The sequence below is a fragment of the Streptomyces sp. NTD107 genome (assembly GCF_059510435.1).
This window is the reverse complement of the sequence record NZ_JCAJZV010000002.1, coordinates 539066-564998: the sequence shown is the minus strand read 5'-3', so window position 1 is coordinate 564998 and position 25933 is coordinate 539066. Positions and strand designations below refer to the sequence as shown.

Below are 25933 nucleotides of genomic sequence, written 5' to 3'. Positions count from 1 at the left end.
GATCCCCATGAGCCGAGCAGACCGAACTCTTCGCGGTGACGCGCACGGCGCGGACGATGTCACCAGCGAGCTGCGCCGACTGGTCGTCGAAGGCGTCTACCCGCCGGGACACCGGCTGGTCCAGGACGAACTCGCCGACCGCTTCGGCGTCAGCCGCATCCCGCTCCGCGAAGCCATGCGCACCCTCATCAGCGAAGGACTGCTGCGCTCGACGCCGGGGCGCGGCACGTTCGTCACGGTGCTCGATCTGGAGGAGATCGACGAGGTCTACAACCTGCGCCGGCTGATCGAACCGAGCTTCGCCGAGCATGTCGCCGAGCGCGTGTCGCGCCGCGACATCAGCCGGTTCGAGGACATGGTCGCCCACATGGACCGGGTCGCCGAGACCGGCGCGGACTCCTGGTCCCGCACCAACCTCGCGTTCCACCTCGACATGTACCGGCTCTCCCGGCTGCCGCTGCGCTACGAGGTCATCGCGCAGATGTACCACCGCCTGGAGCCGTACTCCCGGTTCTACGTGCACGGCACCTGCGCCTACGACCGGGTGCAGGCCGAACACACCGCGATGGTGCGGGCGCTGGCCGACGGCGACGCCGACGAACTCGCCAGGCAGATCCTCGCGCACATCGACGGCGGCCAGCAGGGCCTGCACGCCGCCTGGGAGAACAGCTCCGGCTCCATCCAGGCGTACTGGGCGGAGGCCGTCCAGTGACCGCGCTCGCCGTCAACACCGACGTCGGCGAGGGCTTCGGCGCCTGGGGCCCGGCCGACGAGGGGCCGCTGCTCGACCAGGTCACGGCCGCCAACGTCGCCTGCGGCTTCCACGCCGGCGACCCCGACATCCTGCGCCGTACGTGCACGGACGCCGTCGCCCGTGGCGTCGCCATAGGGGCGCAGGTCTCCTACCGCGACCTGGCCGGGTTCGGCCGCCGCTTCATCGAGGTGCCGCGCGCCACCCTCGTCAACGAACTCCTCTACCAGATGGGCGCCCTTGAGGTCTTCGCCCGGCTCGCCGGCAGCCGGATCAGCTATCTGAAGGCGCACGGCGCGCTCTACAACGCGGCGGCGCGGCACGCCGGGCACGCCGCCGCCATCGTCGAGGCCGTCACCCTCTACGACCGCGAACTGCCGCTGCTCTGCCAGCCGCGCACCGAGGTCTGGGCCCGCGCCTCCGCCGCCGGACTGCGCCCGCTCGCCGAGGCGTTCGTCGACCGCGCCTACACTGACGACGGCCTGCTCGTCCCCCGGTCGCAGCCCGGCTCCGTCATCACCGACCCCGCCGAGGCGGCGCGCCGCGCGCTGCTGATGGCGCGGACCGGCACGGTGACCGCGCTCAGCGGCCGTACGGTACGGGTCGCCCCGGACGGCGGCGCCGTCGCCGCGCTGTGCGTGCACAGCGACACCCCCGGCGCCGTCGCCATCGCGCGCGCCGTGCGGGAGGCCCTGGCGGCGGCCGGGGTCGGGGTGTGCATACCCACCGAGGTGCCGGCATGACCGGCGCCGGGACCCGGCTCAGACGCGCCGGCGACCGTGGCTGGCTGATCGAGTGCGCCGGCCGCCGCCCCGCCGAGGTGGCCGTGGCGATCCGTCGCCGGTCCTGGTCGGTGCCGCTGCGCGAGGTGGTGCCGGCCGCCACCACGGTGCTGGTGGTGGCGGAGCACGCCGCCGGGATGGAGCGGCTCGCCGTCGAGCTGGGCCGGCTGCTCCGTACGGATACGAGGGGGACCGAGCCTGTTGCCGCCACCGCGCCGCGCACCGTCGTGATTCCCGTCCGGTACGAGGGCGCCGACCTGGACGCCGTCGCCGAGCGGGTGGGGCTGCCCCGCGCCGAGATCGTCCGCCGGCACACCGGCGGCGAACACACCGTCGCCTTCTTCGGCTTCGCACCGGGGTTCGCCTATCTGGACGGGCTCCCCGGCCCGCTCCGGCTGCCCCGGCTGCCCAGCCCGCGCGCCCGGGTACCCGCCGGCGTGGTGGCGATCGCCGGGAACCAGACCGTCGTCTACCCCGGCGGCACCCCGGGCGGCTGGCACCAGATCGGGTTCACCACCGCCCGGCTGTGGGACGTGGCCGCCACCCCGCCGAACCGCCTCGGCATCGGCGACCGGGTGGTGTTCGAGGAGGTCGCGCCATGACGACGCTGACCGTCGTCGAGGCCGGAGTCGCCGCGACCATCCAGGACCTGGGCCGTACCGGGCTCGCCCACCTCGGCGTGCCCGCCGCCGGCCCCACCGACCGGCGCAGCTTTCTGCTCGCCAACCGGCTGGTCGGCAACCCGGACAACACCCCGGCCCTCGAACTGACCCTCGGCGGACTCACCCTGACCCTGACCACCGCCCGCTACGTCGCGCTCACCGGGGCGCCCGCCCCGGTGACGGTGGACGGCGTCCGGGTGGCCGACCCCACGCTGCTGCGGCTGCCGGCCGGCGCCCGGCTCACCGTCGGCCGCCCCTGGGCCGGCTGCCGCACCTACCTGGCCGTGTGCGGCGGCATCGAGACGGAGCGCGTGCTGGGCTCGGCGTCCCGCGACTCCCTGACCGGGCTGGGCCCGCCGCCGCTGGCCCCCGGTACGGTGCTGGGCCTTGGCCCGGCGCGCCCCGTGCCGGTGGTGCCGCTTGAACTGGCGTTCAGTGTCACCCCGGTGCGGGGGGCCGTCACCGCGCGGTTCCGCTGGGGCCCGCGCGATGACCTGTTCGGCGCGGCCGACCGGGACCGGCTGACCTCGGCGACCTGGCGGATCTCCGCCCAGACCGACCGGGTCGGCGCCCGGCTCACCGGGCCGCCGCTGACCATCGGTTCCGTGGACCTGCCCAGCGAGGGCACGGTACGCGGCGCCATCCAGATCCCGCCGTCCGGCGAGCCGATCGTGTTCCTGTCCGACCATCCGGTGACCGGCGGCTATCCGGTCATCGGGGTGGTCACGGACACCGACATCGACGTCGTCGGCCAGGCGCTGCCCGGAGACGAGCTGCGGCTCGTCCCGGCCCGCTGAGAGGAGGCCGGGGCCAAGGACCACCCGACCGACCACAGACCACCGACCACCGACCACATCGCCGGCCGAACCCGTCCGGCACACCCTCAATCAGCATTACCCGAAGGAGACTTCCATGGCCACCGAACCCACCACCGGCCTCGCCCCGTTCCATCTCGCCATCCCCGTCGACGACATCGAGGCGGCCCGAAAGTTCTACGGCGGGGTGCTCGGCTTCTCCGAGGGCCGCTCCGACACCAAGTGGATCGACTGGAACTTCGGCGGCCACCAGGTCGTCACCCACCAGGTCGGCGACGGCCCCGCCGAGACCCCGCGCGACGGCATCGCCGGCACCAACCCCGTCGACGGCCACCAGGTGCCGGTGCCGCACTTCGGCCTGGTGCTCTCCGTCGACCGGTTCAAGGAACTGGCCGCCCGCCTCACCGCCGTCGGCACCGACTTCGTGATCGAGCCCTACGTCCGCTTCGAGGGCGAGCCGGGCGAGCAGTGGACCATGTTCTTCCTCGACCCGGCGGGCAACGCCATGGAGTTCAAGGCATTCGCCGACATCAGCCAGCTCTTCGCCGTCTGACCCCTGCACCGGTGAACGGCCGGCCGCCGGGGCCCGTACGAGGCGACGGTCATCAGCAGGAGTCCAGTCCTGCGGATGACCGTCGCACGGGCCCCCGGCGCCGTACGTACCCGCACCCGCGTGGCCACGCGGACGCCCCGCACGACTGACCCGCACATCCCACCAAGGACATGTCAGAACCGGAGCACGCCCATGACGAGCCTATCAACGACGCCGCACGCCGCGGCAGACAGCGCGGCGGCCCCGCCCGCCGACCCCCGCCGTGCCCGCAGGGCGGCGGTGGCCGCCTCCGCCGGCACCGCGATCGAGTACTACGAGTTCGGCGTCTACGGCTATCTGGCCGTCGTCCTCGGACCGCACTTCTTCCCCGACGAGGACCCCACCGCCTCCCTGCTGGCCACCCTCGCCGTCTTCGGCAGCGCCTTCCTGATGCGTCCGCTGGGCGGCATCGTGCTCGGCCGGCTCGGCGACCGCGTCGGCCGAAAACCCGTACTGCTCCTCACCGTCATCGGCATGGGCAGCGCCACCGCCGCAGTCGGCCTGCTGCCCACCGCCGCCACCGTCGGGGTGGCCGCGCCCATCGCGCTGCTCCTGGTACGGCTCGCCCAGGGCTTCTTCGCCGGCGGCGAGGTCACCGGCTCCGCCACCTACCTCGCCGAGTCCGCGCCGCGCGGCCGGCGCGGCTTCTTCGGGGCGTTCACCCCGGTCGGGGTGGCCATCGGCGGTGGTACGGCGGCCCTGGTGGCCGGCGTCATCAGCACCGTACTGACCGAGCAGCAACTGGAGGACTTCGGCTGGCGGATCCCGTTCCTGCTCTCCCTGCCGCTGATCGTCGTCGCGCTGCTCGCCCGGAACCGGCTTGAGGACTCCGAGGCGTTCCTGACCGCGAAGCAGGAGGACGTCACCGCCAAGGCGCCGCTGACCGAGGTGCTCACCCGCTACCGCAAGCCCGTCATCAAGGTGACGCTGCTGGCCATCGGCTCCAACTGCGGCTACTGGGTCGGCCTGATCTTCATGAACATCTACCTCACCTCGGAGCTGGGCTACCCCAAGTCGTCCACGTTCTGGATCATGGGCGGGATCAGCTTCTTCGTCGCCTGTCTGATGCCGCTCTTCGGCGGACTCTCCGACACCTGGGGACGCAAGAAGATCATCACCATCGGCTTCCTCGGCTACGCGATCCTCGTCGTCCCGGCCATGCTGGTCATGGGGCTCGGGAGCTTCCCGCTCGCCATCCTCGCCATGGTGGTGCTCGCGCTGCCGATGCCGATCGTGCAGTCCGTCACCTATCCGACGTACGCCGAGCAGTTCCCCACCCGGGTGCGGTACACGGGGCTCTCGTTCAGCTTCAACATCGGCACCATCATCGGCGGCGGGCTCACCCCGTACCTCGCCACCTGGCTCATCTCCACCACCGGCAATCTGCTCGCCCCCGGCTTCCTGCTGATGGCGGCGGCGGTGCTGGCGCTGGTCACGCTGCGCACGGTCCCGGAGTCCAGCGGGAGGGAGCTGACGTGAGGGCCGCCCCCTCCTCCCCGGCCGAGCTGCGGCGGCTCGCCGCGGCCGGCCGCTGGCGGGAGCCCACCGCCGGCGTCCTGGACGGCCACCAGCAGGCCAACCTCGTGATCGTGCCGCACGAACTGGCCTACGACGTGCTGCTGTACTGCGTACGCAACCCCAAGCCCTGCCCGGTCATCGCGGTGACCGAGCCGGGCGACCCGGTGGTGCGCGTCGGTACGACCGTGGCCGACCTGCGCACGGACCTGCCCCGCTACCGGGTGTGGCGGGACGGTGAACTCGTCGCCGAACCCCACGACATCACCCCGTACTGGCGCGAGGACGCGGTGGGCTTCCTGCTGGGGTGCAGCCACACCTTCGAGGGGCCGCTGCGCCGGGCCGGGGTCCCGGTGCGCCGGGCCGAGCGGTCCCCGGCGCCGCCGGTCTATGTCACCGATGTGCCGACCCGGCCGGCCGGGCGGCTGTCCGGGCCACTCGCCGTCAGCATGCGGGCGATCCCCGCCGCCCTGGTGGCGCGCGCCGTGGAGATCACCGCCCGCTACCCGACCGGCCACGGCGCGCCCGTACACATCGGCGATCCCGCCGCCCTGGGCATCAGCGACCTGGCCCGGCCGGACTTCGGCCCGACCCCGGTGATCGAACCGGGCGACGTGCCGGTGTTCTGGGCCTGCGGGGTGACCCCGCAGCTGGCCCTGCCGGGCGCGGCGGCCCCGTACGCGATCACGCACCATCCGGGGCACATGCTGGTGCTGGACCACACGGTGGACGTGGCGGACCAGCTGTAGCGGAGCCGGTGGCGGTCGTACCCCGGCCGCCACCCGGCCCCCGCCGGGCCGCCGCCGGGCCGCCGCCGGGCCCCCGCCGGGCCGCCACGTCTTCACGCTTCCTCCGAATGGCCCCCGAACTCCGTTGGGGCAAGCACCGTTAGTCTGCTGGGAGTTGACTGACACATGACGGAGTGAGGAGCCGGAGTGGCAGAGCTCAACGGCGAGAGCGACGGTCCGATCGATCTGCGCACGGACCAGCCGCATTCCGCCCGGATGTACGACTATCTGCTGGGCGGCAAGGACCACTACACGGTGGACGGCGAGGCCGCCGAGAAGGCGCTGACCGCCTTTCCGCTGCTGCGCACCGCCGCCCGGGAGAACCGCAAGTTCCTCGGCCGGGCCGTGCGGTACCTGGTCCGCGAGACCGGGATACGGCAGTTCATCGACCTGGGTTCCGGCCTGCCGACCGCGGAGAACGTTCATCAGGTCGCCCAGCGGCACGACCCGACCTCGCACGTGGTCTATGTCGACAACGATCCGATCGTCCTGGTCTACGGCAGCGCCATGCTCGCCCAGGATCAGCGGACCGCCGTCATCCAGGGCGACATCCGCGACCCGCGCGCGGTCCTCGACCACCCGCGTACCCGCGAACTGATCAACTTCGACGAGCCGGTCGGCGTGCTGGCGGTGGCCGTACTCCACTTCGTCGGCGACGAGGAGAAGCCGGAGTCGATCGTCCGGACGCTGCGCGACGCGGTGCCCCCCGGCAGTCACTTCATCTACTCGCACGCCACCGCCGAGATCGCCCCCGAGGCGGCCATGGGCGTACAGCGCGCCTACCGGGCGCAGGGCGTGCCGCTGACGCTGCGCGACAAGGCGCGGTTCAGCGAGTTCTTCGAGGGCCTTGAGGTCATCGAGCCCGGGGTGCAGGTGGTCTCCGACTGGCGCTCGGACGTGCCCGAGGCGGAGCGGCCCGACCACGCCGATGTGTCCTGGTACGGAGGCGTCGGCCGGCTCGGCTAGCCGGTCGGCGTCGGCGTCGGCGCCGGCCGGTGGCTCAGGCGGTCGCCGGGGCGGGAGCGGGGGAGGGGCGCAGCAGGCGGACGGCCGCTGCTCCCGCCACCACCAGGGCCAGCAGGGACAGCCCGGTGCTGAACCAGCTGGCGCCCAGGATCTGGCCGCCGAGGTAGCCGATGCCGACGCTGTAGCCGGTCCACACCACGGCGGCCAGCGCCGACCACGGCAGGAAGTCCTTGGCGCGGCGCCGGGTGGCGCCCGCGCCGAGCGAGACGACCGCCCGGCCGGCCGGGGCGAACCGGGCCAGGATGACCAGCGAACCGCCGCCCCTGGCCAGCGCCGTGCCGAGCCGCTGCTGGGCGGTGGACAGCCGGCGGGAGCGGGCGATGGCGGAGTCGAAGCGCCGGCCGCCGTGCATGGCCAGCCGGTAGGCGAACAGATCGCCCAGGAACGAGGCGGTCGCCGCGCACAGCATCAGCAGTGCCAGCTGCGGCAGATGGGAGCCCGGGTTGGGGGCGGGCAGCCCCGCCATGTCGATGGCCGTGCCGCCCGCGATGGTGGCCGCGGTGACGACGACGGCGCCGCTGGGCAGCACCGGCAGGAACACATCGAGCAGGATGAACAGCACGACGACGAGGTAGATCCACGGGGCGTAGAGCAGAACCCCCAAGGTCTCCAACACGTGTTCCCCGCTCCCCGAGCAGCCGCTGGGCCGTCAGCCGGCCCTTGATGTTCTTGATAGTGACGCATTCTTGTGCACGGTCGTTCCCCATGTCGTGCGTACACGTACCGCCGTACAGCGTACGCCCGCGTCCTCCGGCAGGTGCACGCGGGTGCGTGCGGCGGGCTCCCCGCTCCTACGGGGGGCATCGTGTGGAAACGCCCCAGGTGAGGGGCTATGTGCGGCGACGTGGAGGAGAGCGGAGATGGGTGTGCGGAAGAGGTCGGGGATGCGGGCGGCGGCGCGTGTGCTGGCCCCGGCGCTGGCGGTGCTGCTGGCCGCGGCGGGGTCCGGTACGGGGGCGGCGCAGGCGCGTGGCGGCGCCGAGGACAGCGAGCACTGGGAGTACCGGCTGCGGGTGTGGGGGTTCGTCGCCCCGCCCGGCAGGCAGCCGGTTCCCGACGCGGTGACGTACGACGAGTGGTTGGTGCCGGCCGGGGCCCGGATCGAGGTGGTGCAGCGGATGACGGTCGGGGCGATGACGGTGGAGCTTGATGTGCGCGGGGTGTTGCCCGGGCACGCCTTCGGGGCCCATGTGCACCAGCAGCCCTGCGGGGAGGAGCCCACCGATGCCGGGCCGCATTACCAGCACATCCCCGGTGACGAGCCGGAGCTGGTGGATCCCCGCAATGAGGTGTGGCTGGATTTCACCGCCGATTCGGCGGGGCGCGGCACCGCCATCTCCCGCCACGAGTGGCTGTTCCGGGACGGGGAGGCGAACTCGGTGGTGCTGCACGAGTACACCACCTCGCACCACGGGGACGCGGGCCGCCGGGTGGCGTGCCTCACGGTCGGGTTCAACGACTGACGGCGTCCCGTACAGTGGTGGCGTCTGAAGGGGAGTAGCTCTTCGCCGGACCGTCGACATACTGGCCCCTCGCGGGGCCCGGCGCCCGGAGCGGATGTGTGATGTTCCGCCAGCGAGACCTTCGGCCAGCAGTGTCCATGACGCTGCCGTGCCGAAGCGTGCGCTCTTCCCGCGGATTCCTCGGTACGGCGGCCGTCGGCCCGTCCCGATTCACAGCAACGAGGAATCCCCGTGTTCTCTCTGTCCACCGCCGCCGTTGTCTTCGGTGTGATCTTCCTGGCCGAACTGCCCGACAAGACGGCGCTGGCCGGTCTGTTGCTGGGCACCCGCTTCCGTGCCTCGTACGTCTTCGCCGGGGTCGCCGCCGCCTTCGCCCTTCATGTGGTGCTGGCGGTGGCGGCCGGCTCCGTCCTCACCCTGCTGCCCCACCGCCCGCTCCAGGCGGTGGTCGGGCTGCTGTTCCTGGGCGGTGGCATCTATCTGCTGCGCAGCGAGGCGGAGGAGGGCGAGGAGGTCAAGGAGCCGGCGAACGCGTCCTTCTGGAAGGTCGCCGGCAGCGGCTTCACGCTCATCCTGGTCGCCGAGTTCGGCGATCTCACCCAGATCATGACCGCCAACCTGGCGGCTCGGTACCACGATTGGCTGTCGGTCGGGGTCGGCGCGTTCGCGGCGCTGTGCGCGGTGGCCGGGATCGGCATCCTGGGCGGCCGGGCGCTGCTCAAGCGGGTGCCGATGCGGCTGATCACCCGGGTCGCGGCGTGCGTGATGCTGGCGCTGGCGGCGTGGAGCTTCTACGAGGCCATCGTCGGCTGAGTCTGCGCCACGCGGAGGGTGAGGGTCAGGCCCGCACCGCCGGGCAGCGGGTCGACCGTCACCTGCTCCAGGGTGGGTACGGCCACGGTCGGCCCGAGGGCGGCGGCCCGGGGGCCGATCCCCACCACCCGCATCCCGGCGGCCAGGCCGGCCGTGATGCCGGCCGCCGAGTCCTCGAACACGACGCAGTCGGCCGGGTCCACGCCCAGTTCGGCGGCGCCCTTGAGGAAGCCCTCGGGGTCCGGCTTGCTGGCGCTGACCGACTCGGCGGTGATCCGGGTCGCGGGGATGCGCAGCCCGGCCGCCGTCATCCGGGCGGTGGCGAGCGCGACATCGGCCGAGGTGACCAGGGCGTGCGGTACGCGGCCGGTCTCCAGGGCGGTCAGGAAGCGGTGCGCGCCGGGGATCGGCACGACGCCCTCGACATCGCTGGTCTCGGCGGCCAGCATCCGGGCGTTGTCGGCGTGGTTCAGCTCCATCGGGCGCTCGGGCAGCAGCGCCGCCATGGTGGAGTACGCCTGCCTCCCGTGGACCACTTCGAGGACCCGTTCGAACGGCACGCCGTGTTCGTCGGCCCACGCGCGCCATACCCGTTCCACCACCGCGTCCGAGTCGACCAGGGTGCCGTCCATGTCCAACAGCAGGGCGCGGGTGGTCAGTACGGCGGTCGGCATCGCGGTGGCGCTCCAAACGGCAGACGCGGGAAGAAAGTCAACCAGAGTGGCCCCGCCCGCAAGGTCGGGGAGCGGGCGGAACCACTTTGTTTTGCCACGATACAAAACGAGGGCCGGTCACCGCCAGCCCGCCCCCGCACCGCTACCGATGTTCACCCCCCGGCCAGTCGCCGTTCGCCGCGCCCAGCTCCGCCGACAGCTCCCGTACCAGCACCTCCAGATCGTGCGGCCGGCCCGGCGCCCACCAGTCGCCGAGCAGCGAGGCCAGCTCCTCCTCCTGGGCGCTGACCAGCAGCGCCGTGGTGGCCCGGCCCCGCTCCGTCGCGTGCAGCTCAAGCCCCTCCCGTACCACGTCGCCGCGCTCCTCCAGGGTGCGGGCGGCCCGGCTGATGACATCGAGCGGGACGCCGTGCCGGTCGGCGAGCAGCGCCGGCTCGGCCGTGCCCTCGCGGTGGATGCGCAGCAGCAGCCAGCAGGCCGCCGGTTCGAGCCCGACCCCGGCGCGGCGGGCGACGTTCTCGTACACCTCGCGCTTGCCCGCGTAACTCGCCAGCTTCGACAGCGCGCGGGTGCACTCGTCGCGCGAGGAGCGCACCACCGGGGTGGGCGGCACCGTCTGGCCCGCGTCCGGGGCCTGCACGCTGCGCCGCAGCGGCTCCTCGCGCAGCAGCCAGGCGAGCACGAAGCCGATCGCCAGCACCGGCACCGCGTACAGGAAGACGCTGGTGATGGCGGAGGAGTACGAGTGCAGGACGTTGGCGCGCAGCGGACCGGGGAGCAGGGCGATGCCGCGCGGGTCGTGCAGCAGGGAGTCGTGGCTGACGCCGGGCGGCAGCGGGACGGAGCGCAGGTCGGCGCTGAGCTTGTCGCTGAGCAGCCGGGTGAAGATGGTGCCGAAGACGGCCACGCCGAAGGCGGCGCCGATGGAGCGGAAGAAGGTCACCCCGGCGGTGCCGACGCCGAGGTTCTCGTACCCGACGGCGTTCTGGACGGCCAGCACCATCACCTGGAGGACGCCGCCGATGCCCATGCCGAAGATGACGAAGTACAGGCTCATCTCCCAGGTGCCGCTGCTGGGGCTGAGGTTGTGCAGGAGGAACAGGCCGAGCGCGGTGACCGCCGTACCGATGATCGGATAGATCTTCCAGTGTCCGGTGTGGCTGATCAGCTGCCCGGACAGCGTCGAGGTGAAGAGCAGCCCGAGCACCATCGGCAGCAGATGCACCCCGGACAGGGTCGGCGAGATGCCGTGCACCACCTGGAGGAAGGTCGGCAGATAGGTGATCGCGGCGAACATCGCGAAGCCCACGATGAACGCGATCGCGCAGCACAGCGAGAACGTGCGGATGGTGAACAGGGACAGCGGCAGCACGGGTTCGGCGGCCCGGCCCTCGACCCGGATGAACAGCACCAGGCAGCCGACGCCGAGCACCGCCACCGCGGCGATCTGCCACGAGGCCCAGGCCCAGGTGGAGCCGCCGAGTGAGGCGATCAGCACCAGGCAGGTGGCGACGGCGGCGATCAGCGCGGTGCCCGCGTAGTCGATGGTGTGGCGCAGCCTGCGGGCCGGGATGTGCAGCACCGTGGCGATCACCAGCAGGGCCAGCACGCCGAAGGGCACATTGATGTAGAAGACCCAGCGCCACGAGAGCCGGTCCACGAAGAAGCCGCCGAGCAGCGGGCCCAGCACGCTGGTGGCGCCGAAGACCGCGCCGAACAGGCCCTGATAACGGCCCCGGTCCCGGGGCGGTACGAGGTCGCCGACGATCGCCATCGACAGCGCGATCAGACCACCGCCGCCCAGCCCCTGGAAGAACCGGAAGGCGATCAGCTCGCCCATGTTCTGGGCCACGCCGCACAGCGCCGACCCGATCAGGAAGATGACGATGGCGCACTGGAACAGCCGCTTGCGGCCCCACTGGTCGCCGAGCTTGCCCCACAGCGGGGTGCCGGCGGTGGAGGCCAGCAGATAGGCGGTGACCACCCAGGAGAGGTGATTGAGCCCGCCCAGATCACTGACGATGGTGGGCAGGGCGGTGGCGACGATCGTCTGGTCGAGGGCGGCCAGAAACAGCCCGAGCATCAGGGCGCCCATGGACAGCCACAGGCCGGCGCGGGAGCGCTCGCCCGGCTCCTCGGGCGGGGGCGGGGGGCCGGCCTCGGCCGGTGTCGCGGGCTGCGCCGTCATACGGGGCGTCGCCTCCTGGCGGGTTGGGTCCGCTTTGGGGCACGGACATATGAATGGATGTAACAGACAGCTACGGTGTTCGATTCGTTCTGCACCATCTTGTCCGCTATTCCGGGTGCTGGCTTGTTGAACGAGCACCGGACATCACTCGTACGGGTGGTGCATAATCGCTGCCAATCGACCGGGAAGGGTGGCGCGATGTCCCAGGACGCCGACTGCCTGATATGCGGACGTCCGGCGGATCCCCATGGAGAGCCGACCTGCGAGTGCCTCACCCACTCGCTGTCACGCCCCGTATCGCCCTCCGCAACCGGTCCGGATCCGGCCGATGTGGCGCTGTTTTCGGCCGACACACCGCCGCCCCGGCCGCCGCGACAGCTGGTACGCGTGCCGCTCCAGGCGACCCCCGACACCCGCGAGGTGGCCACGGGCGCCCACCGCAAGCCCAAGCAGCGCGGGCGGGTGGTGGTGGCGGCCGGCGGGGCCATGGCCGCTGCCGTGGTGGGCTGCTCGGCCCTGGCCGCCTCCCTGATGGGCACCCAGAGCCGCACCAACGAGGCGCTGGAGAAGGACGGAGAAGGCCCGACGATCTCCCTCCCGGACGGCGACCCCCTGCCGGACGGCGGCATCACGCCCGACGACCCGGACCGGCGGCAGTACGGCCCGCTGCCCGGCCCGTCACCGTCCGCCGAACCGATCGCCGACCTCACCGACCAGCCCGAACCCGACCCCGAGCCGGAACCAGATCCCGAACCCGACCCCGAACCCCAGCCCCCGTCGGCCGCCGCCCCCAGCGACCCACCGCCGCCCCCCGAGCAGCCCCCGCCACCCGGCGACGACACGGCGGAGGCCCCGCCCCCGCCGTACGAGCCACTGCCCTCCCCCGACCCACCGGGCGGCATCCTGCGCGAGGGCGACACCGGAGCCCAGGTGGTGGAGCTCCAGCGGCGCCTGATCCAGCTGGGCTGGCTCTACGACGGCACGGCCCACGGCACCTTCGACGAGAAGACCCGCGAATCGGTGGCCCGCTTCCAGGTCGCCTACGGAGTCCAGGGCGACGAATGGGGCGTCTACGGCGTGAACACCCGCCGCAGCCTGGAGTTCTACACCTCCGTCTAGGTCGTCCCATTCGGGCCTTCGCGGGGCCGCGCCGCCGGCTGCCGGGGGCACCTCCCGGCCGAAGGCCGGGGGACCCCGGCGCCTTGCGATGCACCGCATCCGACGACGCGGCCTGATCCACCAAGATCCAAAAGAGCCGACCTGGCACCACTGGGAGGGCAGACGGTCATGGAGCGGAAGTCACCGCAGGAGAAGAAGCGGCTGAGCTATCTCAAGGACCGGCGCAACGGCTACGGCCAAAGCGACAAGGGCTCCCGCAAGCGCATCCGCGAGAACAAGCGGGCCGTCAACAGCGCCAATCGGCGGCACGAGCACACCGCCTTGGCGGCCTGGGCGGGCGCCCGCCCAGGGACCGACACCGACGCGCTGGAGCGGATCCTGTCGCGGCGGCCGAAGGCGTGGCGGAAGATCCCCGATGTGCCGCTGGGACAGCTCGTGACCTGGAGGGCCGAGCGCCGGGCCCGGCCCTGAACCGGCGCCGGGGCGGTGCTATGAGCCGTCGCGGTTCGTGCGGCGGCGGCGGTTGTGCCACAGGGCCGAGACGGCCAGGGCCGCCACCGCCGACAGGGTGGCGATGGTGGGGAGCAGCGAGGCTCCGTCGTCCGTCCCGGTGCCGGCCGCCGGGTCGGTGGCCGCCGTCTCCGTGGGTTCGCCGCAGCCGGTGGCGGGGTAACCGGCGATCCCGCACAGCAGGCCGTCCGACGCGTAGCGCAGCGGGGCGGCCACCTCCGCCAGGGCGGTGGCCGCCGTCGTACCGGCAGCCTGGGTCGCGCACGCCGTCCGGGCCGCCGGGGCGCCGTCCGCCGTGCCGAAGTCGATCACCACCGCCACCCCGCCCGGCTCGCCCGGGCAGATCTCCGCGAAGTCCGTCGCCCCGCGCGGTTCGCCCGGCGGCGCCGTGGCGCTCTCGCTCGTCGTGAAGTGGAAGCCGACCACCTCGCCCCCGGCGACCCGCGCCGTGCCCGGCCCCTGCGTCGCGTACGCCCAGCCGCCGGAGCCCGCGTCCCACTGCCAGAACGACCAGTACGCGTAACTCGCCGCCCACGCCTTCGCGGGCAGGCACACCAGAAGCAGCAGCGCGGCGGACAGCCCCAGGACGCGGCGCACCCTACTCGGCCGCCTTCTTCGGCGCCGCCTTGCGCCGCACGCTCACAAACACCCCGATGCCCACGCCGATGGCCAGCCCGATCACCAGCACCCACACCAGCGAGCCCGAGCCGCCGTCCTCGGTGGCCGACGCCGGGTCGGTGGCCGGTCCCGCGCCCTCCGGGGCCGGGCCGAGCAGCGACAGTTCGCCGATCAGATCCGTGCCGCCGAAGCTCTCCGGCGGCGCGCCGACCGCGTGCGCGGCCAGCACCAGGGTGCCCACCGCCGCCGGGTTCGACGCGTAGTCCGCCCAGTCGCCGTGGTGTTCGCGCAGCCAGCTCAGTACGTCCTGCGCCGCCCGGGTCTGCCCGGCCGCCGCCAGGGCGATCACCGTGCGGGCGGTCGAGCCGAAGTCCGGCTGCTCCTCGGCGCCGGGGAAGGCCGTCACCAGGTGCTGGTCGCCGGCGTCGAGCCGGGCGGTGAGGTACGCGGCGCCCGCCGCCGCCCAGGTGGCCGGGGTCGGTTCGGCGGCCGGCCGGTCGCCGTCGCACTCCAGCGCGACCGGCGCGGTGTCCGGGTCACCGGCCCCGCCGGACTCACCGCCCCCGCCCGTGCCGTCCTCGGCCGCCGCCGCGTCCGGGGTCACCAGCAGGCCCGCGCCCTGGAGCGCCAGCACCACGTCCACCGTCGCCGCGTCGTTCACCACCAGCTCACCGGAGCCCGGGTCCGGCTGCCAGGCGAAGCCGCCGCGCCCGCCGTTCACCGGCGCCGTGCAGCCCAGTTGCAGCGCGCCCAGCGCGTCGTAGCCGCCGGCGCCCCCCCGGGTCACCTCCGCCGGGTCCGAACCCGCCGCCACCAGCGCGCCGATCACCACCGCCGTGGAGCTGGCGTCGCTCGCCTGGCCCGGGTTGTAGCTCCAGCCGCCGTCCGCGTTCTGCACCCCGCGCAGCCAGCTCACCGCGTCGCCGACCGCCTCGTCCTGCCCGCCCAGCGCCGCCAGCGCCTGGACGGCCAGCGCCGTCGCGTTGGAGTCGGCCAGCGTCACATCCGCGCACGGCTCGCGCTCCGGGTCGGCCCGGTAGGCCAGGAACGAGCCGTCGGCGCACTGCTGCCCCACCAGCCAGTCCACCGCCTCCGGGGCCGGCGTGTAGCCCGCCGCGTCCTGCGCGAGCAGCGCGATGGACTGCCGCCACACTCCGTCGTACTGCGGGTCCGCCGAGCCGAACAGCGCGTCCGGCAGGGCGTCGTCCGCAGCGGGCGCGGCCACCGCACCGAGGGGGGCGGCCAGGACGATCACGGCGGCGCCGGCCAGGGCCAGGGCGCCACGGCGCGGGAGATGCATGTGCGCTATGCCTTTCTGCGGACGGTCGGCCCACTCTATCCGCCCGGTTTCCGCCACTTTCCCGCCCGTCTCGCCACCACACCCCGCGCCACGTGGTGTTCATCACCTTCCCCGGCAACCGACCGCCCCGGCGGGGCAGGCTATCTTTCTTCGGAACCTGCTGACTTACCCATGAGTAGCCGCTTGACCGAGGGGGCCGGGCGTGACCGCAGAGGCTGGCATCGACCGCCCACTGAGAATCGCGCTGCTCACCTACAAGGGCAATCCGTTCTGCGGCGGCCAAGGTGTGTACGTACGGCACCTCTCCCGCGAACTCGCCGCCCTGGGCCACCGGGTCGAGGTCATGGGCGCCCAGCCCTACCCCGTACTCGACTCCCTCGGCGCCGGCGTCACCTTCACCCCGCTGCCCAGCCTGGACCTCTACCGGCAGCCCGACCCGTTCCGCACCCCGGGACGCGACGAGTACCGCGACTGGATCGACCGCCTCGAAGTCGCCACCATGCGCACCGGCGGCTTCCCCGAACCGCTCACCTTCTCGCTGCGCGCCCGCCGCGCCCTCGCCGCCCGGCGCGGCGACTTCGACGTGGTGCACGACAACCAGACCCTCGGCTACGGCCTGCTGGGCCTGCCGGGACGGCTCGGGCTGCCGCTGGTCACCACCATCCACCACCCCATCACCGTGGACCGCCGCCTGGAGCTGGCCGCCGCCCCCACCCGGGGGCGCCGCATGTCGCTGCGCCGCTGGTACGGGTTCACCCGGATGCAGAAGCGGGTCGCCCGCCGGCTGCCGTCCATCGTCACCGTCTCCGGCTCCTCCCGGCAGCAGATCATCGACGACCTCGGGGTGCGCCCCGAGCGGGTGCGGGTGGTCCCCATCGGCGCCGACACCCGCGTCTTCCACCCCGACCCGGCGATCCCCGAGATCCCCGGCCGGATCGTCACCACCTCCAGCGCCGACGTGCCGCTCAAGGGCCTGGTCCATCTCATCGAGGCGCTCGCCAAGCTCCGTACCGAACACCCCGGCGCCCACCTGGTGGTGGTCGGCTCCCGCCCGCAGCCCGGCGGCCCGGTCGCGGAGGCCATGGAACGGTTCGGCTTCGAAGGCGGCAGCGGCGGCGGGGCGGTGGAGTTCGTCAAGGGCATCAGCGACGCCGAGCTGGGCGATCTGCTGCGCGGCGCGCAGATCGCCGCCGTCCCCTCCCTGTACGAGGGGTTCTCGCTGCCCGCCGCCGAGGCCATGGCCACCGGCACCCCGCTGGTGGCCACCACCGGCGGCGCCATCCCGGAGGTGGCGGGCCCGGACGGCGAGACCTGTCTGGCCGTGCCGCCCGGCGACGCCGGAGCGCTGGCCGCCGCCCTCGGCCGGCTGCTGGCCGACCGCGAACTGCGGGCCCGGATCGGCGCCGCCGGGCGGGAACGGGTGCTGGCCCGGTTCACCTGGCGGCAGGCCGCCATCGGCACCGTCGAGCGCTACCGCGCCGCCGCCCTCCCCGCCTGATCCCGGTCCACCTCCTGATCCGGATCCGGGACCGACCAGTACAGAGCAACAACACAAGGAGCCGCCCGGTGCTGACCGTGGACTTCACCCGCTTTCCGCTCGCCCCGGGCGATCGGGTCCTGGATCTGGGCTGTGGCGCGGGACGGCACGCCTTCGAGTGTTACCGGCGCGGCGCCCACGTCGTCGCACTGGACCGCGACGGCGGGGAAGTCCGTACGGTCGCGGGCTGGCTCGCCGCCATGCGGGAGGCCGGCGAGGCACCCCCCGGGGCGAGCGCCGTCGCCATCGAGGGCGACGCCTTCGCGCTGCCCTTCCCCGACGACACCTTCGACGCCGTCATCATCTCCGAGGTGATGGAGCACATCCCCGACGACAAGGGCGCGCTCGCGGAGCTGGTCCGGGTCCTCAAACCCGGCGGGCGGATCGCGGTCACCGTGCCCCGGTACGGCCCCGAGCGGGTGTGCTGGGCGCTCAGCGACGCGTACCACCAGGTCGAGGGCGGCCACATCCGCATCTACCGGCCGCGTCAACTCCTCAGCCGCATCAGGGAAGCCGGCCTGCGCCCGTACGGCAGCCACTGGGCGCACGCCCTGCACTCGCCGTACTGGTGGCTCAAGTGCGCCTTCGGCGTGGACAACGACAAGGCGCTGCCGGTGCGCGCGTACCACAGACTGCTGGTCTGGGACATCATGAAGAAGCCGCTGGTGACCAAGATCGCCGAGGACGTGCTCAATCCGCTGATCGGCAAGAGCTTCGTGGTGTACGCGACCAAGCCCCGGCAGCGGCAGCAGGTGCGGCGGCAGGTGCGCGCGTGAGGGGGAATGACACCGGCCACGGCACCGAACGGCTGGTCCTGCCCGGGGTGTTCACCGCCGAGCAGGCCGCCGCCACCGCCGCCGCGATCGCCGGCATCCAGCGCACGGACGGCGCCATACCCTGGTTCCGGGGGCACCACCTGGACCCCTGGGACCACATCGAGGCCGCCATGGCCCTGGACGCGGCCGGCGAACACCGGCGCGCCGCCGCCGCGTACCACTGGCTGGCCCGCCACCAACTGCCCGACGGCTCCTGGTACGCCGCGTACGCCGACGGCGACGCCGCCCGGCCCACCGACCGGGGCAAGGAGACCAACTTCTGCGCCTATGTGGCGGTCGGCGTCCTGCACCACTATCTCGCCACCGGGGACGAGGAGTTCCGGGACCGGATGTGGCCGGTGGTGTACGCGGCCGTCGAGTTCGTCCTCGAACTTCAGCGGGAGGGCGGCGAGATCGGCTGGCGCCGCGACCCGGACGGCAGCGCGTCCGAAGGGGCGCTGCTCACCGGCTGCTCCTCCATCCACCAGGCGCTGCGCTGCGCGCTGGCGCTCGCCGAACTGCGGGAGGACCCGCAGCCGGACTGGGAGCTGGCCACCGGACGGCTGGGCCACGCGCTGCGGCGGCACCCCGGGGACTTTCTCGACAAGTCGAGCTACTCGATGGACTGGTACTACCCGGTGCTCGCGGGCGCGCTGCGCGGGCCGCAGGCCCTGGCCCGGATCGACGCCCGCTGGGCGGAGTTCGTGGTCGAAGGGCTCGGGGTACGGTGCGTGGCCACCAACCCGTGGGTGACCGGCGGTGAGAGCGCCGAACTGGCGCTGGCCCTGTGGGCGGCGGGGGACCGGGAGCGGGCCGCCCGCGTACTGCGCTGGATCGGCCATCTGCGGGCGCCGGACGGGCTGTACTGGACCGGGTATGTGTACGCCGACAAGACCATCTGGCCCCGGGAACGTACCGCCTGGACGGCCGGATCCGTCCTGCTCGCGGTGGCCGCGCTCACCGGGGACCCGGCGACGGGCGCGGTGTTCGGGGGCGCCGGGCTGCCCCGGGGCCTGGAGACCACGGAGTGCTGCGGACGCGGCGCCCCCTGACACGACGGAGGGCGGCGGGCCGTCTCCGGCCCGCCGCCCTCGTGTGTCCCGTGCTGCCAGACCTACCGGCCCGACTCAGCCGCGCTGGATCCCGGAGGTGTCCTGGAGCACGCCGCGCCGGCCGTCCTGGGTCTGCGCGACCAGCGCCTGACCGCGCTGCTCGACGGCCAGGTACCAGGTGCCCGGCGCCAGTTCGGCCACCGGGGTGGGGGAACCGTTCTCGTCGTACAGCGGGCGGGTGGCGGGCACCGCGAACCAGAACGGCTGGAAGTTCGGATCGGCGGCGGCCGGCGCACCCGGCTGCTGCACGGCACTCACGCCGGGCTGCGACGCCCCGTACTGCTGCTGCACACCCGGGCCGGGGTACCCGTAACCGGGCTGCGGCTGACCGGGCTGCGCACCGTACGGCTGCGGCTGTCCCATGCCGGGCACGGCCTTGGGGCCACCGGCCGGCACCAGCGGCAGCTGGAGCGCGGGGACCAGGGGGGTGGCGATGGCGGTCGCGGCCAGGAGCAGGGTGGCGATGAACGCGAGCACGAAGCCCACGCCCTTGTCGAGGCCACCGGGGCCACCCGTCATGGTCCAGAACGCGGCCCAGAACGAGGTCACCGACAGCGCGATGCCCCACTGGCCCAGCTTGAGACCGGCGAACTCGCGGTCCTGCTGCGGCAGGAAGCGCGAGCCGACGATCAGCGCGCCGCCGATGATGCCGGCCAGGTAGATCGAGGGCAGCGCCGGGAAGAAGTCGGACTCCCAGGCGTTGACGCCCTCGGAGCCGCCGTACTCGGAGCCCCCGTACTCGTACAGGTTGAGAAACGAGGCGATGAAGAGCAGGACCGCTGCTCCGATCACTCCAGCGTCGCCCCGGTTGAGTGAGCGGTTGTTCACATCAGATCCTTCGTCGTCTTGTCGGTGTCTCGTGGTCATGGTCTGGTCAGACACTAGGCGGGCCCATCGTACGGATGAACCCCGCCGCCGGTCCGTGGGGTGGGCTGATCTGTTTCCCAGACGGCACGCTTGTGATGTTGTCGTGACTTTCCCCACAGCGTCCGAACATCGTCCGCCGAGAACGTTCGTCCCGCCGCTCAGACGCGGTCGGGAACGGTCCGCCGCAGGACCCGCAGCGAACGGCACCCGGCGCCCTGTGCGAACGCGCCCGAGTCCACCGCCCGCCGCCAGATCCGGAACGGCGCCTGCCCGCCGTCCGCCGGGTCGGGGAAGACATCGTGGATGACCAGCAGCCCGCCCACCACCAGCAGCGGCACCCAGCTTTCGTAGTCCTCCGCCGCCTGCGCGTCGGAGTGCCCGCCGTCGATGAACACCAGGCCGAACCGCCCGCCCCGCAGCACCGAAGCGGCCCGCGCCGAACCGCCCACCACCGCGACGACATCGTCCTCCACCCCGGCCTCGGCCAGCGTGCGCCGGAACAGCGGCAGCGTGTCCATCCGCCCCGGAGCGGCCGGGTCGGCGGTCGCCGGATCGTGGTACTCCTCGCCCGGCTGCTGCTCCTCGCTGCCCCGGTGGTGGTCCACGGTGACCGCGACCGTACCGGCCGCCCGTGCCGCGTCCGCCAGCAGCAGTGTGGAACGGCCGCAGTAGCTGCCGATCTCCAGCAGCGGCAGCCCGCTGTCGCGGGCGGCGTCCAGCGCGGCGCGGTGCAGCGCCCGGCCCTCGTCCAGCGGCATGAAGCCCCTGGCCCGTGCGAAGTGTTCAAAGATGCCGCTGGTGTCCGCGGCCCCGGCCTCGGCCATGTCGCCCCCTACGGTCCCCGTAGCCCGTCCCCGCGAGCCGTCCGTGGGCACCATGCTGCCCTATCCGGCCGACATCCATGCCCCGGGGGTCCGGGGTCGGGGGCAGCGGCAGCGGACTCAGTGGGTACGGGCCAGCGGGGACTGACCCAGCGGCACCGGCTTGGTGATGCCCATCGACGCCACCCCCGCGGACACCGGGAGCGGACCGGGCTCCACCGGCACCGGTGCGGGCTCGGGCTCGGGCTCCGGCCCCGGCGCCGGCACCGCCGCCTCCGGCGCCGGCCGCAACGGCTGCGGCTCGGGCACCGCCACCGCCACCCGCGCCAGCCCGCATGGCGACTCCTGCGTCACATACGGCAGCAGCAGCTCACCGGCCGCCGTCCACCGCCCGACACCGGGCAGCCAGCCCTCCGGTGCCGCTATCGGCTGCACCTCCCGCTGCTGCGCCCGCCACACCGCCACCCACCGGGCGCCGACCTCCGGCGCCGACAGCTCCAGCGCCACCGCGCACGCCTCCGGCGTCAGCATCTGCCCCGGCTGCACCGCAAACGGTCTTATCGTCACCCCGTCCGGATGCAGCGCCTCGGGGAAGCGCACCGGCAGCCGGCTGCCCAGCACCCCCCACCCGATGCGGTCCTCACCCGGCGCGTCCGAGACCACGATCAGCAGCCCGCTGTCGGCATCGGCCATCAGCAGCCGGTCGTTGCTGTGCTCGGTGATCCGCAGCAGTTCGGCCGGCGGCCCGCCGGTCTCCACATCCACGGTCACCGTGCGGGTGTGGCCGGTCGCCGGATCGGTACGGTCCAGGGCCAGCAGCCGCCCGCCCGCGTCCAGCCAGGCACCGCCGGAGCACCGCCCCGGCAGCCGGGTCACCAGCTCCGGGCCGAACGCCCCGCCGCACACCAGCCACAGCGCGCTCTCGCCGGCCGCCTCGTCCGGCACCAGCGCGTACACCCGGGCGCCGTCCGGGGCGGGCGGCAGCAGCCGCAGCGGGGCACCCCCCGACTCCACGGCGCCCAGCGGCAGTTCCCCGGTCTCGGGCCCCGACGGATACAGCAGCGTCAGATGGTGCCGGCCATCCGCCTGCCGGGCGATCAGCACCCGGCCGTCCGCGAGCGCCCGCACCGGGCTGTCCGGTTCCTCCGGCTGTCCGGCGGGCAGCGGAACGGCGTACGGCTCGGGGCCGTTCAGCGTCCAGCGCTCCGCGTACCAGGCGTCATCGGCCCCACCCGGGGCCCGTACGAGCCGGGCGGCGTACGAACCGTCCGCCGCGATCGCCAACATGAAATCGCTCACCTCCAGGCCAGGACGGTAGATTTCGCACGCCGACCGAACAACCCGTCGTGCTCCGCTTCACGCATAAGGGTGACGCAGCAGCGAATCCAAGATCAACCTGGGGCTGATGTGCATCCGGGTGCGCACGGGCCGGGCGGGGGCCGGACCGCACCGGAAACCGAGCGGGCGCCCGGCCCGGTAGCCTGAGCGCGTGCCGCCCGTACTCTCCGATGTCATCTCCGCGCTCGACGCCCTGTGGCCCCCCGCGCTGGCCGAGGACTGGGACGCCACCGGCCTGGTCTGCGGCGATCCCGGGGCCCCCGTCTCCCGCGTGCTGTTCGCCGTCGACCCGGTGCGCGAGGTCGCGGACGAGGCGATCGAACGCGGCGCCCAACTGCTCATCACCCACCACCCCCTGTATCTGCGCGGTACCACCACCGTAGCCGCCGACAGCTTCAAGGGCCGGGTGATCCACCGGCTGATCAAGCACGACGTGGCGCTCCACGTGGCGCACACCAACGCCGACCGCGCCGACCCCGGGGTCTCCGACGCCCTCGCCGGCGCCCTCGATCTGCGCGTCACCGGGCCGCTGATCCCCGACCCCACCGACCCGGCCGGGCGGCGCGGCCTGGGCCGGATCTGCGCGCTCGACCGGCCGCTGACCCCCGCCGAGTTCGCCCGCTACGCCGCCGAGCGGCTGCCCGCCACCGCGCAGGGCATCCGCGTCGCCGCCGACCCGGCGGCCGGCCCCGACCGCCCGATCCGTACCGTCGCGGTGTGCGGCGGCAGCGGCGACAGCCTGTTCGCGGCGGTACGGGCGGCCGGCGTCGACGCGTACCTCACCGCCGATCTGCGGCACCACCCCGCCTCCGAAGCGCGTGAACACACCGGGCTGACCCTGGTCGACGCAGCCCACTGGGCCACCGAGTGGCCCTGGTGCGAGCAGGCCGCCGCCCAGCTGGACGCGGTATCCGAACGCCACGGCTGGGGGCTGCGCACGCACGTCTCCCGCCGGGTCACCGACCCGTGGACCACCCACGCCTCATCCACCGTCCACCCCAACACCACCCCGGGAGCCCCCAACTGAAAGCCTCGCCCGTCGATCAGATCCGGCTGCTCGACGTCCAGGCCCTGGACGTCCGGCTCACCCAGCTCGCCCACCAGCGCAAGAATCTCCCCGAGCACGCCGAGATCCGCGCCCTGGAGGGCGACCTGACCCAGCAGCGCTCGCTGCTGGTGGCCGCCCGCACCGAGAGCAGCGACACCGCCCGCGAGCAGGCCAAGGCCGAGGCCGACGTGGACCAGGTACGCAAGCGGGCCGCCCGCGACCAGGAGCGGCTCGACTCCGGCCTGGTCTCCAACCCCAAGGACCTGGCGGGGTTGCAGAGCGAGATCGCCTCCCTCGCCCGCCGGCAGGACGACCTGGAGAACGTCGTCCTGGAGGTCATGGAGCGGCAGGAGGCCGCCGAGGCCCGCGCCACCGAACTCGCCGCCGCCGTCACCACCCTGGAGACCAGGGAGACCGAACTGGTCGAGCGCCGCGACGAGGCGCTGAACGGGATCGGCACCGAGGAGGAGACCGTCCGGGGGGACCGCGGGCGGGTGGCCGCCGATGTCCCGGCGGACCTGCTGAAGCTGTACGACAAGCTGCGGGAGAAGCAGGGCGGACTGGGCGCGGCCCGGCTGTACCAGCGGCGCTGCGAGGGCTGCCGCCTTGAGCTGGACATCACCGAGCTGAACGAGGTGCGGGCCGCCGCCGCCGACGAGGTCGTGCGGTGCGAGAACTGCACCCGGATCCTGGTCCGTACCCCCGAGTCCGGCCTGTGGTAGCCGCTGGAGGGGCCGCCCGCCGGTTCGTCGTCGAGGCCGACGGCGGCTCCCGGGGCAACCCGGGCCCGGCCGGCTACGGGGCGCTGGTGCTGGACGCCGCCAGCGGCGAAGTCCTCGCCGAGACCGCCGAGTCGATCGGGAAGGCCACCAACAACGTGGCCGAGTACCGGGGTCTGATCGCCGGGCTGCGCGCGGCGCACACCCTGGACCCGGACGCCACCGTCCTGGTGCGGATGGACTCCAAGCTGGTCGTGGAGCAGATGTCCGGGCGCTGGAAGATCAAGCACCCCGACATGCGGCCACTGGCCATGGAGGCGCGGGACATCTTCCCGGCATCCGCCGTGCGCTACGAGTGGATGCCGCGCGAGCGCAACAAGCACGCCGACCGGCTGGCGAACGAGGCCATGGACGCGGCGGCCAGGGGCCGCGCCTGGCAGCCCTCCGAGTCGAAGGCGCTCACCGCCGAACCCGCCCCGCGCGACCGGCCGGAACCCACCGCCACCCCGGTCGTCGGCTGGGGCAAGGAGCCGGGCGCCGGCACCACCTTCGTGCTGCTGCGGCACGGGGAGACGGCGCTGACCCGCGAGAAGCGGTTCAGCGGCAGCGGCAGCACCGGCGACGCCGACCCCGAGCTGGCCCCGGCCGGGCTGCGGCAGGCCGAGGCGGCGGCGGTCGCTCTGGCGCAGGCCCCGCAGGGCCGGCACATCGAGGCGATCGTCAGCTCCCCGCTGCGCCGCTGCCGGCAGACGGCGCAGGCCGTCGCCGACCGGCTCGGGCTCGGCGTACGGGTCGAGGCGGGGCTGCGCGAGACGGACTTCGCGGCCTGGGAGGGCCTGACCTTCGCCGAGGTCAACGAGCGGCACCCGGAGGACCTGGCGCGCTGGATGTCCTCGGCACAGGCCGAACCCACCGGTGGCGGGGAGAGCTTCGCGGCGGTGGCGCGGCGTACGGCACTGGCCCGCGACAAGATCATCGCCCGGTACGCGGGCCGCACGGTGCTGCTGGTCTCGCACGTCACACCGATCAAGTCGCTGCTGCGGCTGGCGCTGGGCGCGCCGACCGAGGCGATGTTCCGGATGGAACTCTCCCCGGCGGCGCTGTCGGCGGTGACGTACTACGGCGACGGCCACACCTCGGTGCGGCTGTTCAACGACACCTCGCATCTGCGCACCGCCGCCGCCACGGCGGGCGCGGTCGGCCCGTACGCGGCGGCGCCGGCCTGGCGCTGAGGCGTCAGACCGCGTCGACCACGATGTCGAGCTGCCGGTCGTCGCCGCCCGGCCGCTCCACGGTGTAGCCGAGGTCGCGCAGCGCGCCCGTCAACTCGGGCAGGGTGCGCGGCAGTTCACCGGCGGTGAGGAGCCCGCGCACCAGCCGGCCCTTGGTGGCCTTGTTGAAGTGACTGACGACGGTACGGGTCGGGCCGTGCAGCACCCGTACCGTCACGGTGCGCGCGGCCAGTTCGCCGGCCGGCTTCCACATCGCGCGGTAGGCGGCCGAGCGCAGATCGAGCAGCGGGCCGCCGGCCGCCCCGGCGGCGGCCGGCAGGGCCTGGGCCAGGGGCGTACGCCAGTACCCGGCCAGCCCGCCGAGCCCGGGCAGCTTGACCCCGGCGCCGCACCGGTAGGACGGGATGCGGTCATCGACGCGCAGCGCGCCCCACAGCCCGGAGAACACCAGCAGCGCGTCGGCGGCCCGCCGCCGGGCCGCCGGATCGAGCGAACCGAGCGCGAGCGCGTCGTACAGCACCCCGGTGTACACCTCCCCGGCGGGCACGGCGGGCGCGGTACGCAGCGCGGCGTTCTTGCCGACCTCCCCGGCCAGCCGCTCCCCGAGCCCGAGAACGGCCCTGGCCTTCTCCTGATCGGCGGCACACAGGTCGATCAGCTCGTTCAGCACCGTCTCGCGGGCCGCCCGCAGCCCGGGCAGCGCCAGCGCCTCCAGCCGCACCGGCTCGCCCCGCGCGGGCCCGGCAGCCTTCCCCTCGGACGGCGGCAGCAGTACGAGCACGGGGCCCCTCCTCAAACTGGACGCAAAGCAGCAGGGTACGCCGGGTA

The 25933-nt window shown here is 73.6% G+C and carries 27 protein-coding genes; 18 read left to right on the top strand and 9 right to left on the bottom strand.

Going from position 1 to position 25933, the window contains the following annotated elements:
• The first annotated feature begins 7 nt into the window (after positions 1 to 7).
• The 8 genes from AC5WRL_RS06370 to AC5WRL_RS06335 all read left to right on the top strand — a co-directional run bounded on the left by AC5WRL_RS06370 (position 8) and on the right by AC5WRL_RS06335 (position 6871).
• Positions 8 to 712, top strand: coding sequence for a GntR family transcriptional regulator (locus tag AC5WRL_RS06370; RefSeq protein WP_496087306.1), 705 nt, complete (start codon positions 8 to 10; stop codon positions 710 to 712).
• Complete coding sequence (locus AC5WRL_RS06365) at positions 709 to 1494, top strand: LamB/YcsF family protein (protein WP_496087305.1); 786 nt, start codon at positions 709 to 711, stop codon at positions 1492 to 1494. Before AC5WRL_RS06370 ends, AC5WRL_RS06365 begins: the two co-directional genes overlap by 4 nt.
• Positions 1491 to 2135: a 5-oxoprolinase subunit B family protein gene (locus AC5WRL_RS06360; RefSeq protein ID WP_496087304.1), complete on the top strand. Its 645-nt coding sequence runs from the start codon at positions 1491 to 1493 to the stop codon at positions 2133 to 2135. The genes AC5WRL_RS06365 and AC5WRL_RS06360 overlap by 4 nt, the downstream gene beginning before the upstream one ends.
• Positions 2132 to 2992, top strand: a complete 861-nt coding sequence (locus AC5WRL_RS06355; protein ID WP_496087303.1) for a 5-oxoprolinase subunit C family protein — start codon at positions 2132 to 2134, stop codon at positions 2990 to 2992. The genes AC5WRL_RS06360 and AC5WRL_RS06355 overlap by 4 nt, the downstream gene beginning before the upstream one ends.
• A 115-nt stretch (positions 2993 to 3107) precedes the next feature.
• Positions 3108 to 3563 carry a VOC family protein gene (locus AC5WRL_RS06350; protein ID WP_496087302.1) on the top strand — a complete coding sequence of 152 codons (456 nt, stop codon included), beginning with the start codon at positions 3108 to 3110 and terminating at the stop codon, positions 3561 to 3563.
• Positions 3564 to 3755: 192 nt separating this feature from the next.
• Complete coding sequence (locus AC5WRL_RS06345) at positions 3756 to 5081, top strand: MFS transporter (RefSeq protein WP_496087301.1); 1326 nt, start codon at positions 3756 to 3758, stop codon at positions 5079 to 5081.
• Positions 5078 to 5866, top strand: a complete 789-nt coding sequence (locus AC5WRL_RS06340; protein ID WP_496087300.1) for a putative hydro-lyase — start codon at positions 5078 to 5080, stop codon at positions 5864 to 5866. Before AC5WRL_RS06345 ends, AC5WRL_RS06340 begins: the two co-directional genes overlap by 4 nt.
• Before the next feature lie 186 nt (positions 5867 to 6052).
• Entirely contained in the window at positions 6053 to 6871 is an 819-nt protein-coding gene (locus AC5WRL_RS06335) for an SAM-dependent methyltransferase (protein ID WP_496087299.1), read from the top strand.
• A gap of 34 nt (positions 6872 to 6905) precedes the next feature.
• Here the strand turns inward: AC5WRL_RS06335 and AC5WRL_RS06330 are convergent, their stop codons facing one another.
• On the bottom strand, positions 6906 to 7547 hold the full coding sequence (locus AC5WRL_RS06330; RefSeq protein WP_496087298.1) for a DedA family protein: 642 nt from the start codon (positions 7545 to 7547) through the stop codon (positions 6906 to 6908).
• A gap of 244 nt (positions 7548 to 7791) precedes the next feature.
• Here AC5WRL_RS06330 and AC5WRL_RS06325 point away from each other — a divergent pair, with 244 nt between their 5' ends.
• Positions 7792 to 8394, top strand: coding sequence for a superoxide dismutase family protein (locus AC5WRL_RS06325; protein ID WP_496087297.1), 603 nt, complete (start codon positions 7792 to 7794; stop codon positions 8392 to 8394).
• Between the two features lie 231 nt (positions 8395 to 8625).
• Complete coding sequence (locus AC5WRL_RS06320) at positions 8626 to 9207, top strand: TMEM165/GDT1 family protein (RefSeq protein WP_496087296.1); 582 nt, start codon at positions 8626 to 8628, stop codon at positions 9205 to 9207.
• Here AC5WRL_RS06320 and AC5WRL_RS06315 read toward each other — a convergent pair.
• Entirely contained in the window at positions 9186 to 9881 is a 696-nt protein-coding gene (locus AC5WRL_RS06315; protein WP_496087295.1) for an HAD-IA family hydrolase, read from the bottom strand. The two genes, AC5WRL_RS06320 and AC5WRL_RS06315, sit on opposite strands and share 22 nt — an antisense overlap.
• 142 nt (positions 9882 to 10023) lie before the next feature.
• Entirely contained in the window at positions 10024 to 12069 is a 2046-nt protein-coding gene (locus AC5WRL_RS06310; protein ID WP_496087294.1) for an MDR family MFS transporter, read from the bottom strand.
• Positions 12070 to 12399: 330 nt separating this feature from the next.
• Between AC5WRL_RS06310 and AC5WRL_RS06305 the strand changes: the two genes are divergently transcribed.
• Entirely contained in the window at positions 12400 to 13188 is a 789-nt protein-coding gene (locus AC5WRL_RS06305; RefSeq protein WP_496087293.1) for a peptidoglycan-binding domain-containing protein, read from the top strand.
• Between the two features lie 168 nt (positions 13189 to 13356).
• On the top strand, positions 13357 to 13659 hold the full coding sequence (locus tag AC5WRL_RS06300) for a hypothetical protein (protein ID WP_496087292.1): 303 nt from the start codon (positions 13357 to 13359) through the stop codon (positions 13657 to 13659).
• Positions 13660 to 13677: 18 nt separating this feature from the next.
• On the opposite strand, the gene AC5WRL_RS06295 is transcribed toward AC5WRL_RS06300, so the two are convergent.
• The gene (locus AC5WRL_RS06295) at positions 13678 to 14295 is read right to left on the bottom strand and encodes an SCO2322 family protein (protein WP_496087291.1); all 618 of its coding nucleotides are present in this window, start codon (positions 14293 to 14295) and stop codon (positions 13678 to 13680) included.
• Between the two features lies 1 nt (position 14296).
• On the bottom strand, positions 14297 to 15616 hold the full coding sequence (locus tag AC5WRL_RS06290; protein ID WP_496087290.1) for an SCO2321 family membrane protein: 1320 nt from the start codon (positions 15614 to 15616) through the stop codon (positions 14297 to 14299).
• A 202-nt stretch (positions 15617 to 15818) separates the two neighbouring features.
• Here AC5WRL_RS06290 and AC5WRL_RS06285 point away from each other — a divergent pair, with 202 nt between their 5' ends.
• The 3 genes from AC5WRL_RS06285 to AC5WRL_RS06275 all read left to right on the top strand — a co-directional run bounded on the left by AC5WRL_RS06285 (position 15819) and on the right by AC5WRL_RS06275 (position 19020).
• The gene (locus tag AC5WRL_RS06285) at positions 15819 to 17114 is read left to right on the top strand and encodes a glycosyltransferase family 4 protein (protein ID WP_496087289.1); all 1296 of its coding nucleotides are present in this window, start codon (positions 15819 to 15821) and stop codon (positions 17112 to 17114) included.
• A gap of 68 nt (positions 17115 to 17182) precedes the next feature.
• Entirely contained in the window at positions 17183 to 17929 is a 747-nt protein-coding gene (locus AC5WRL_RS06280; protein WP_496087288.1) for a class I SAM-dependent methyltransferase, read from the top strand.
• A gap of 47 nt (positions 17930 to 17976) precedes the next feature.
• On the top strand, positions 17977 to 19020 hold the full coding sequence (locus tag AC5WRL_RS06275; RefSeq protein ID WP_496087536.1) for a prenyltransferase: 1044 nt from the start codon (positions 17977 to 17979) through the stop codon (positions 19018 to 19020).
• 75 nt (positions 19021 to 19095) lie between these two features.
• Here the strand turns inward: AC5WRL_RS06275 and AC5WRL_RS06270 are convergent, their stop codons facing one another.
• From AC5WRL_RS06270 to AC5WRL_RS06260, 3 genes are all read right to left on the bottom strand, one after another.
• Positions 19096 to 19908, bottom strand: a complete 813-nt coding sequence (locus tag AC5WRL_RS06270) for a DUF5336 domain-containing protein (protein ID WP_496087287.1) — start codon at positions 19906 to 19908, stop codon at positions 19096 to 19098.
• Between the two features lie 197 nt (positions 19909 to 20105).
• Positions 20106 to 20771: a class I SAM-dependent methyltransferase gene (locus AC5WRL_RS06265; protein WP_496087286.1), complete on the bottom strand. Its 666-nt coding sequence runs from the start codon at positions 20769 to 20771 to the stop codon at positions 20106 to 20108.
• Between the two features lie 117 nt (positions 20772 to 20888).
• Complete coding sequence (locus AC5WRL_RS06260; protein WP_496087285.1) at positions 20889 to 22055, bottom strand: hypothetical protein; 1167 nt, start codon at positions 22053 to 22055, stop codon at positions 20889 to 20891.
• A gap of 202 nt (positions 22056 to 22257) precedes the next feature.
• Here AC5WRL_RS06260 and AC5WRL_RS06255 point away from each other — a divergent pair, with 202 nt between their 5' ends.
• Genes AC5WRL_RS06255 through AC5WRL_RS06245 form a run of 3 tightly spaced genes read left to right on the top strand, consistent with a single transcriptional unit; the run spans position 22258 to position 25105 of the window.
• Entirely contained in the window at positions 22258 to 23133 is an 876-nt protein-coding gene (locus AC5WRL_RS06255) for a Nif3-like dinuclear metal center hexameric protein (RefSeq protein WP_496087284.1), read from the top strand.
• Complete coding sequence (locus AC5WRL_RS06250) at positions 23130 to 23876, top strand: zinc ribbon domain-containing protein (protein WP_496087535.1); 747 nt, start codon at positions 23130 to 23132, stop codon at positions 23874 to 23876. The genes AC5WRL_RS06255 and AC5WRL_RS06250 overlap by 4 nt, the downstream gene beginning before the upstream one ends.
• Entirely contained in the window at positions 23870 to 25105 is a 1236-nt protein-coding gene (locus AC5WRL_RS06245; protein WP_496087283.1) for a bifunctional RNase H/acid phosphatase, read from the top strand. The genes AC5WRL_RS06250 and AC5WRL_RS06245 overlap by 7 nt, the downstream gene beginning before the upstream one ends.
• A gap of 4 nt (positions 25106 to 25109) precedes the next feature.
• Here the strand turns inward: AC5WRL_RS06245 and yaaA are convergent, their stop codons facing one another.
• Positions 25110 to 25886: a peroxide stress protein YaaA gene (gene yaaA / locus AC5WRL_RS06240; protein WP_496087282.1), complete on the bottom strand. Its 777-nt coding sequence runs from the start codon at positions 25884 to 25886 to the stop codon at positions 25110 to 25112.
• Positions 25887 to 25933 lie beyond the last annotated feature (47 nt).

Coding starts and splice junctions, on each gene's coding strand:
- AC5WRL_RS06370 (WP_496087306.1), top strand. CDS start 8: ATGAGCCGAGCAGACCGAACTCTTCGCGGTGACGCGCACGGCGCGGAC.
- AC5WRL_RS06360 (WP_496087304.1), top strand. CDS start 1,491: ATGACCGGCGCCGGGACCCGGCTCAGACGCGCCGGCGACCGTGGCTGG.
- AC5WRL_RS06355 (WP_496087303.1), top strand. CDS start 2,132: ATGACGACGCTGACCGTCGTCGAGGCCGGAGTCGCCGCGACCATCCAG.
- AC5WRL_RS06350 (WP_496087302.1), top strand. CDS start 3,108: ATGGCCACCGAACCCACCACCGGCCTCGCCCCGTTCCATCTCGCCATC.
- AC5WRL_RS06345 (WP_496087301.1), top strand. CDS start 3,756: ATGACGAGCCTATCAACGACGCCGCACGCCGCGGCAGACAGCGCGGCG.
- AC5WRL_RS06325 (WP_496087297.1), top strand. CDS start 7,792: ATGGGTGTGCGGAAGAGGTCGGGGATGCGGGCGGCGGCGCGTGTGCTG.
- AC5WRL_RS06315 (WP_496087295.1), bottom strand. CDS start 9,881: ATGCCGACCGCCGTACTGACCACCCGCGCCCTGCTGTTGGACATGGAC.
- AC5WRL_RS06310 (WP_496087294.1), bottom strand. CDS start 12,069: ATGACGGCGCAGCCCGCGACACCGGCCGAGGCCGGCCCCCCGCCCCCG.
- AC5WRL_RS06300 (WP_496087292.1), top strand. CDS start 13,357: ATGGAGCGGAAGTCACCGCAGGAGAAGAAGCGGCTGAGCTATCTCAAG.
- AC5WRL_RS06290 (WP_496087290.1), bottom strand. CDS start 15,616: ATGCATCTCCCGCGCCGTGGCGCCCTGGCCCTGGCCGGCGCCGCCGTG.
- AC5WRL_RS06265 (WP_496087286.1), bottom strand. CDS start 20,771: ATGGCCGAGGCCGGGGCCGCGGACACCAGCGGCATCTTTGAACACTTC.
- AC5WRL_RS06260 (WP_496087285.1), bottom strand. CDS start 22,055: ATGTTGGCGATCGCGGCGGACGGTTCGTACGCCGCCCGGCTCGTACGG.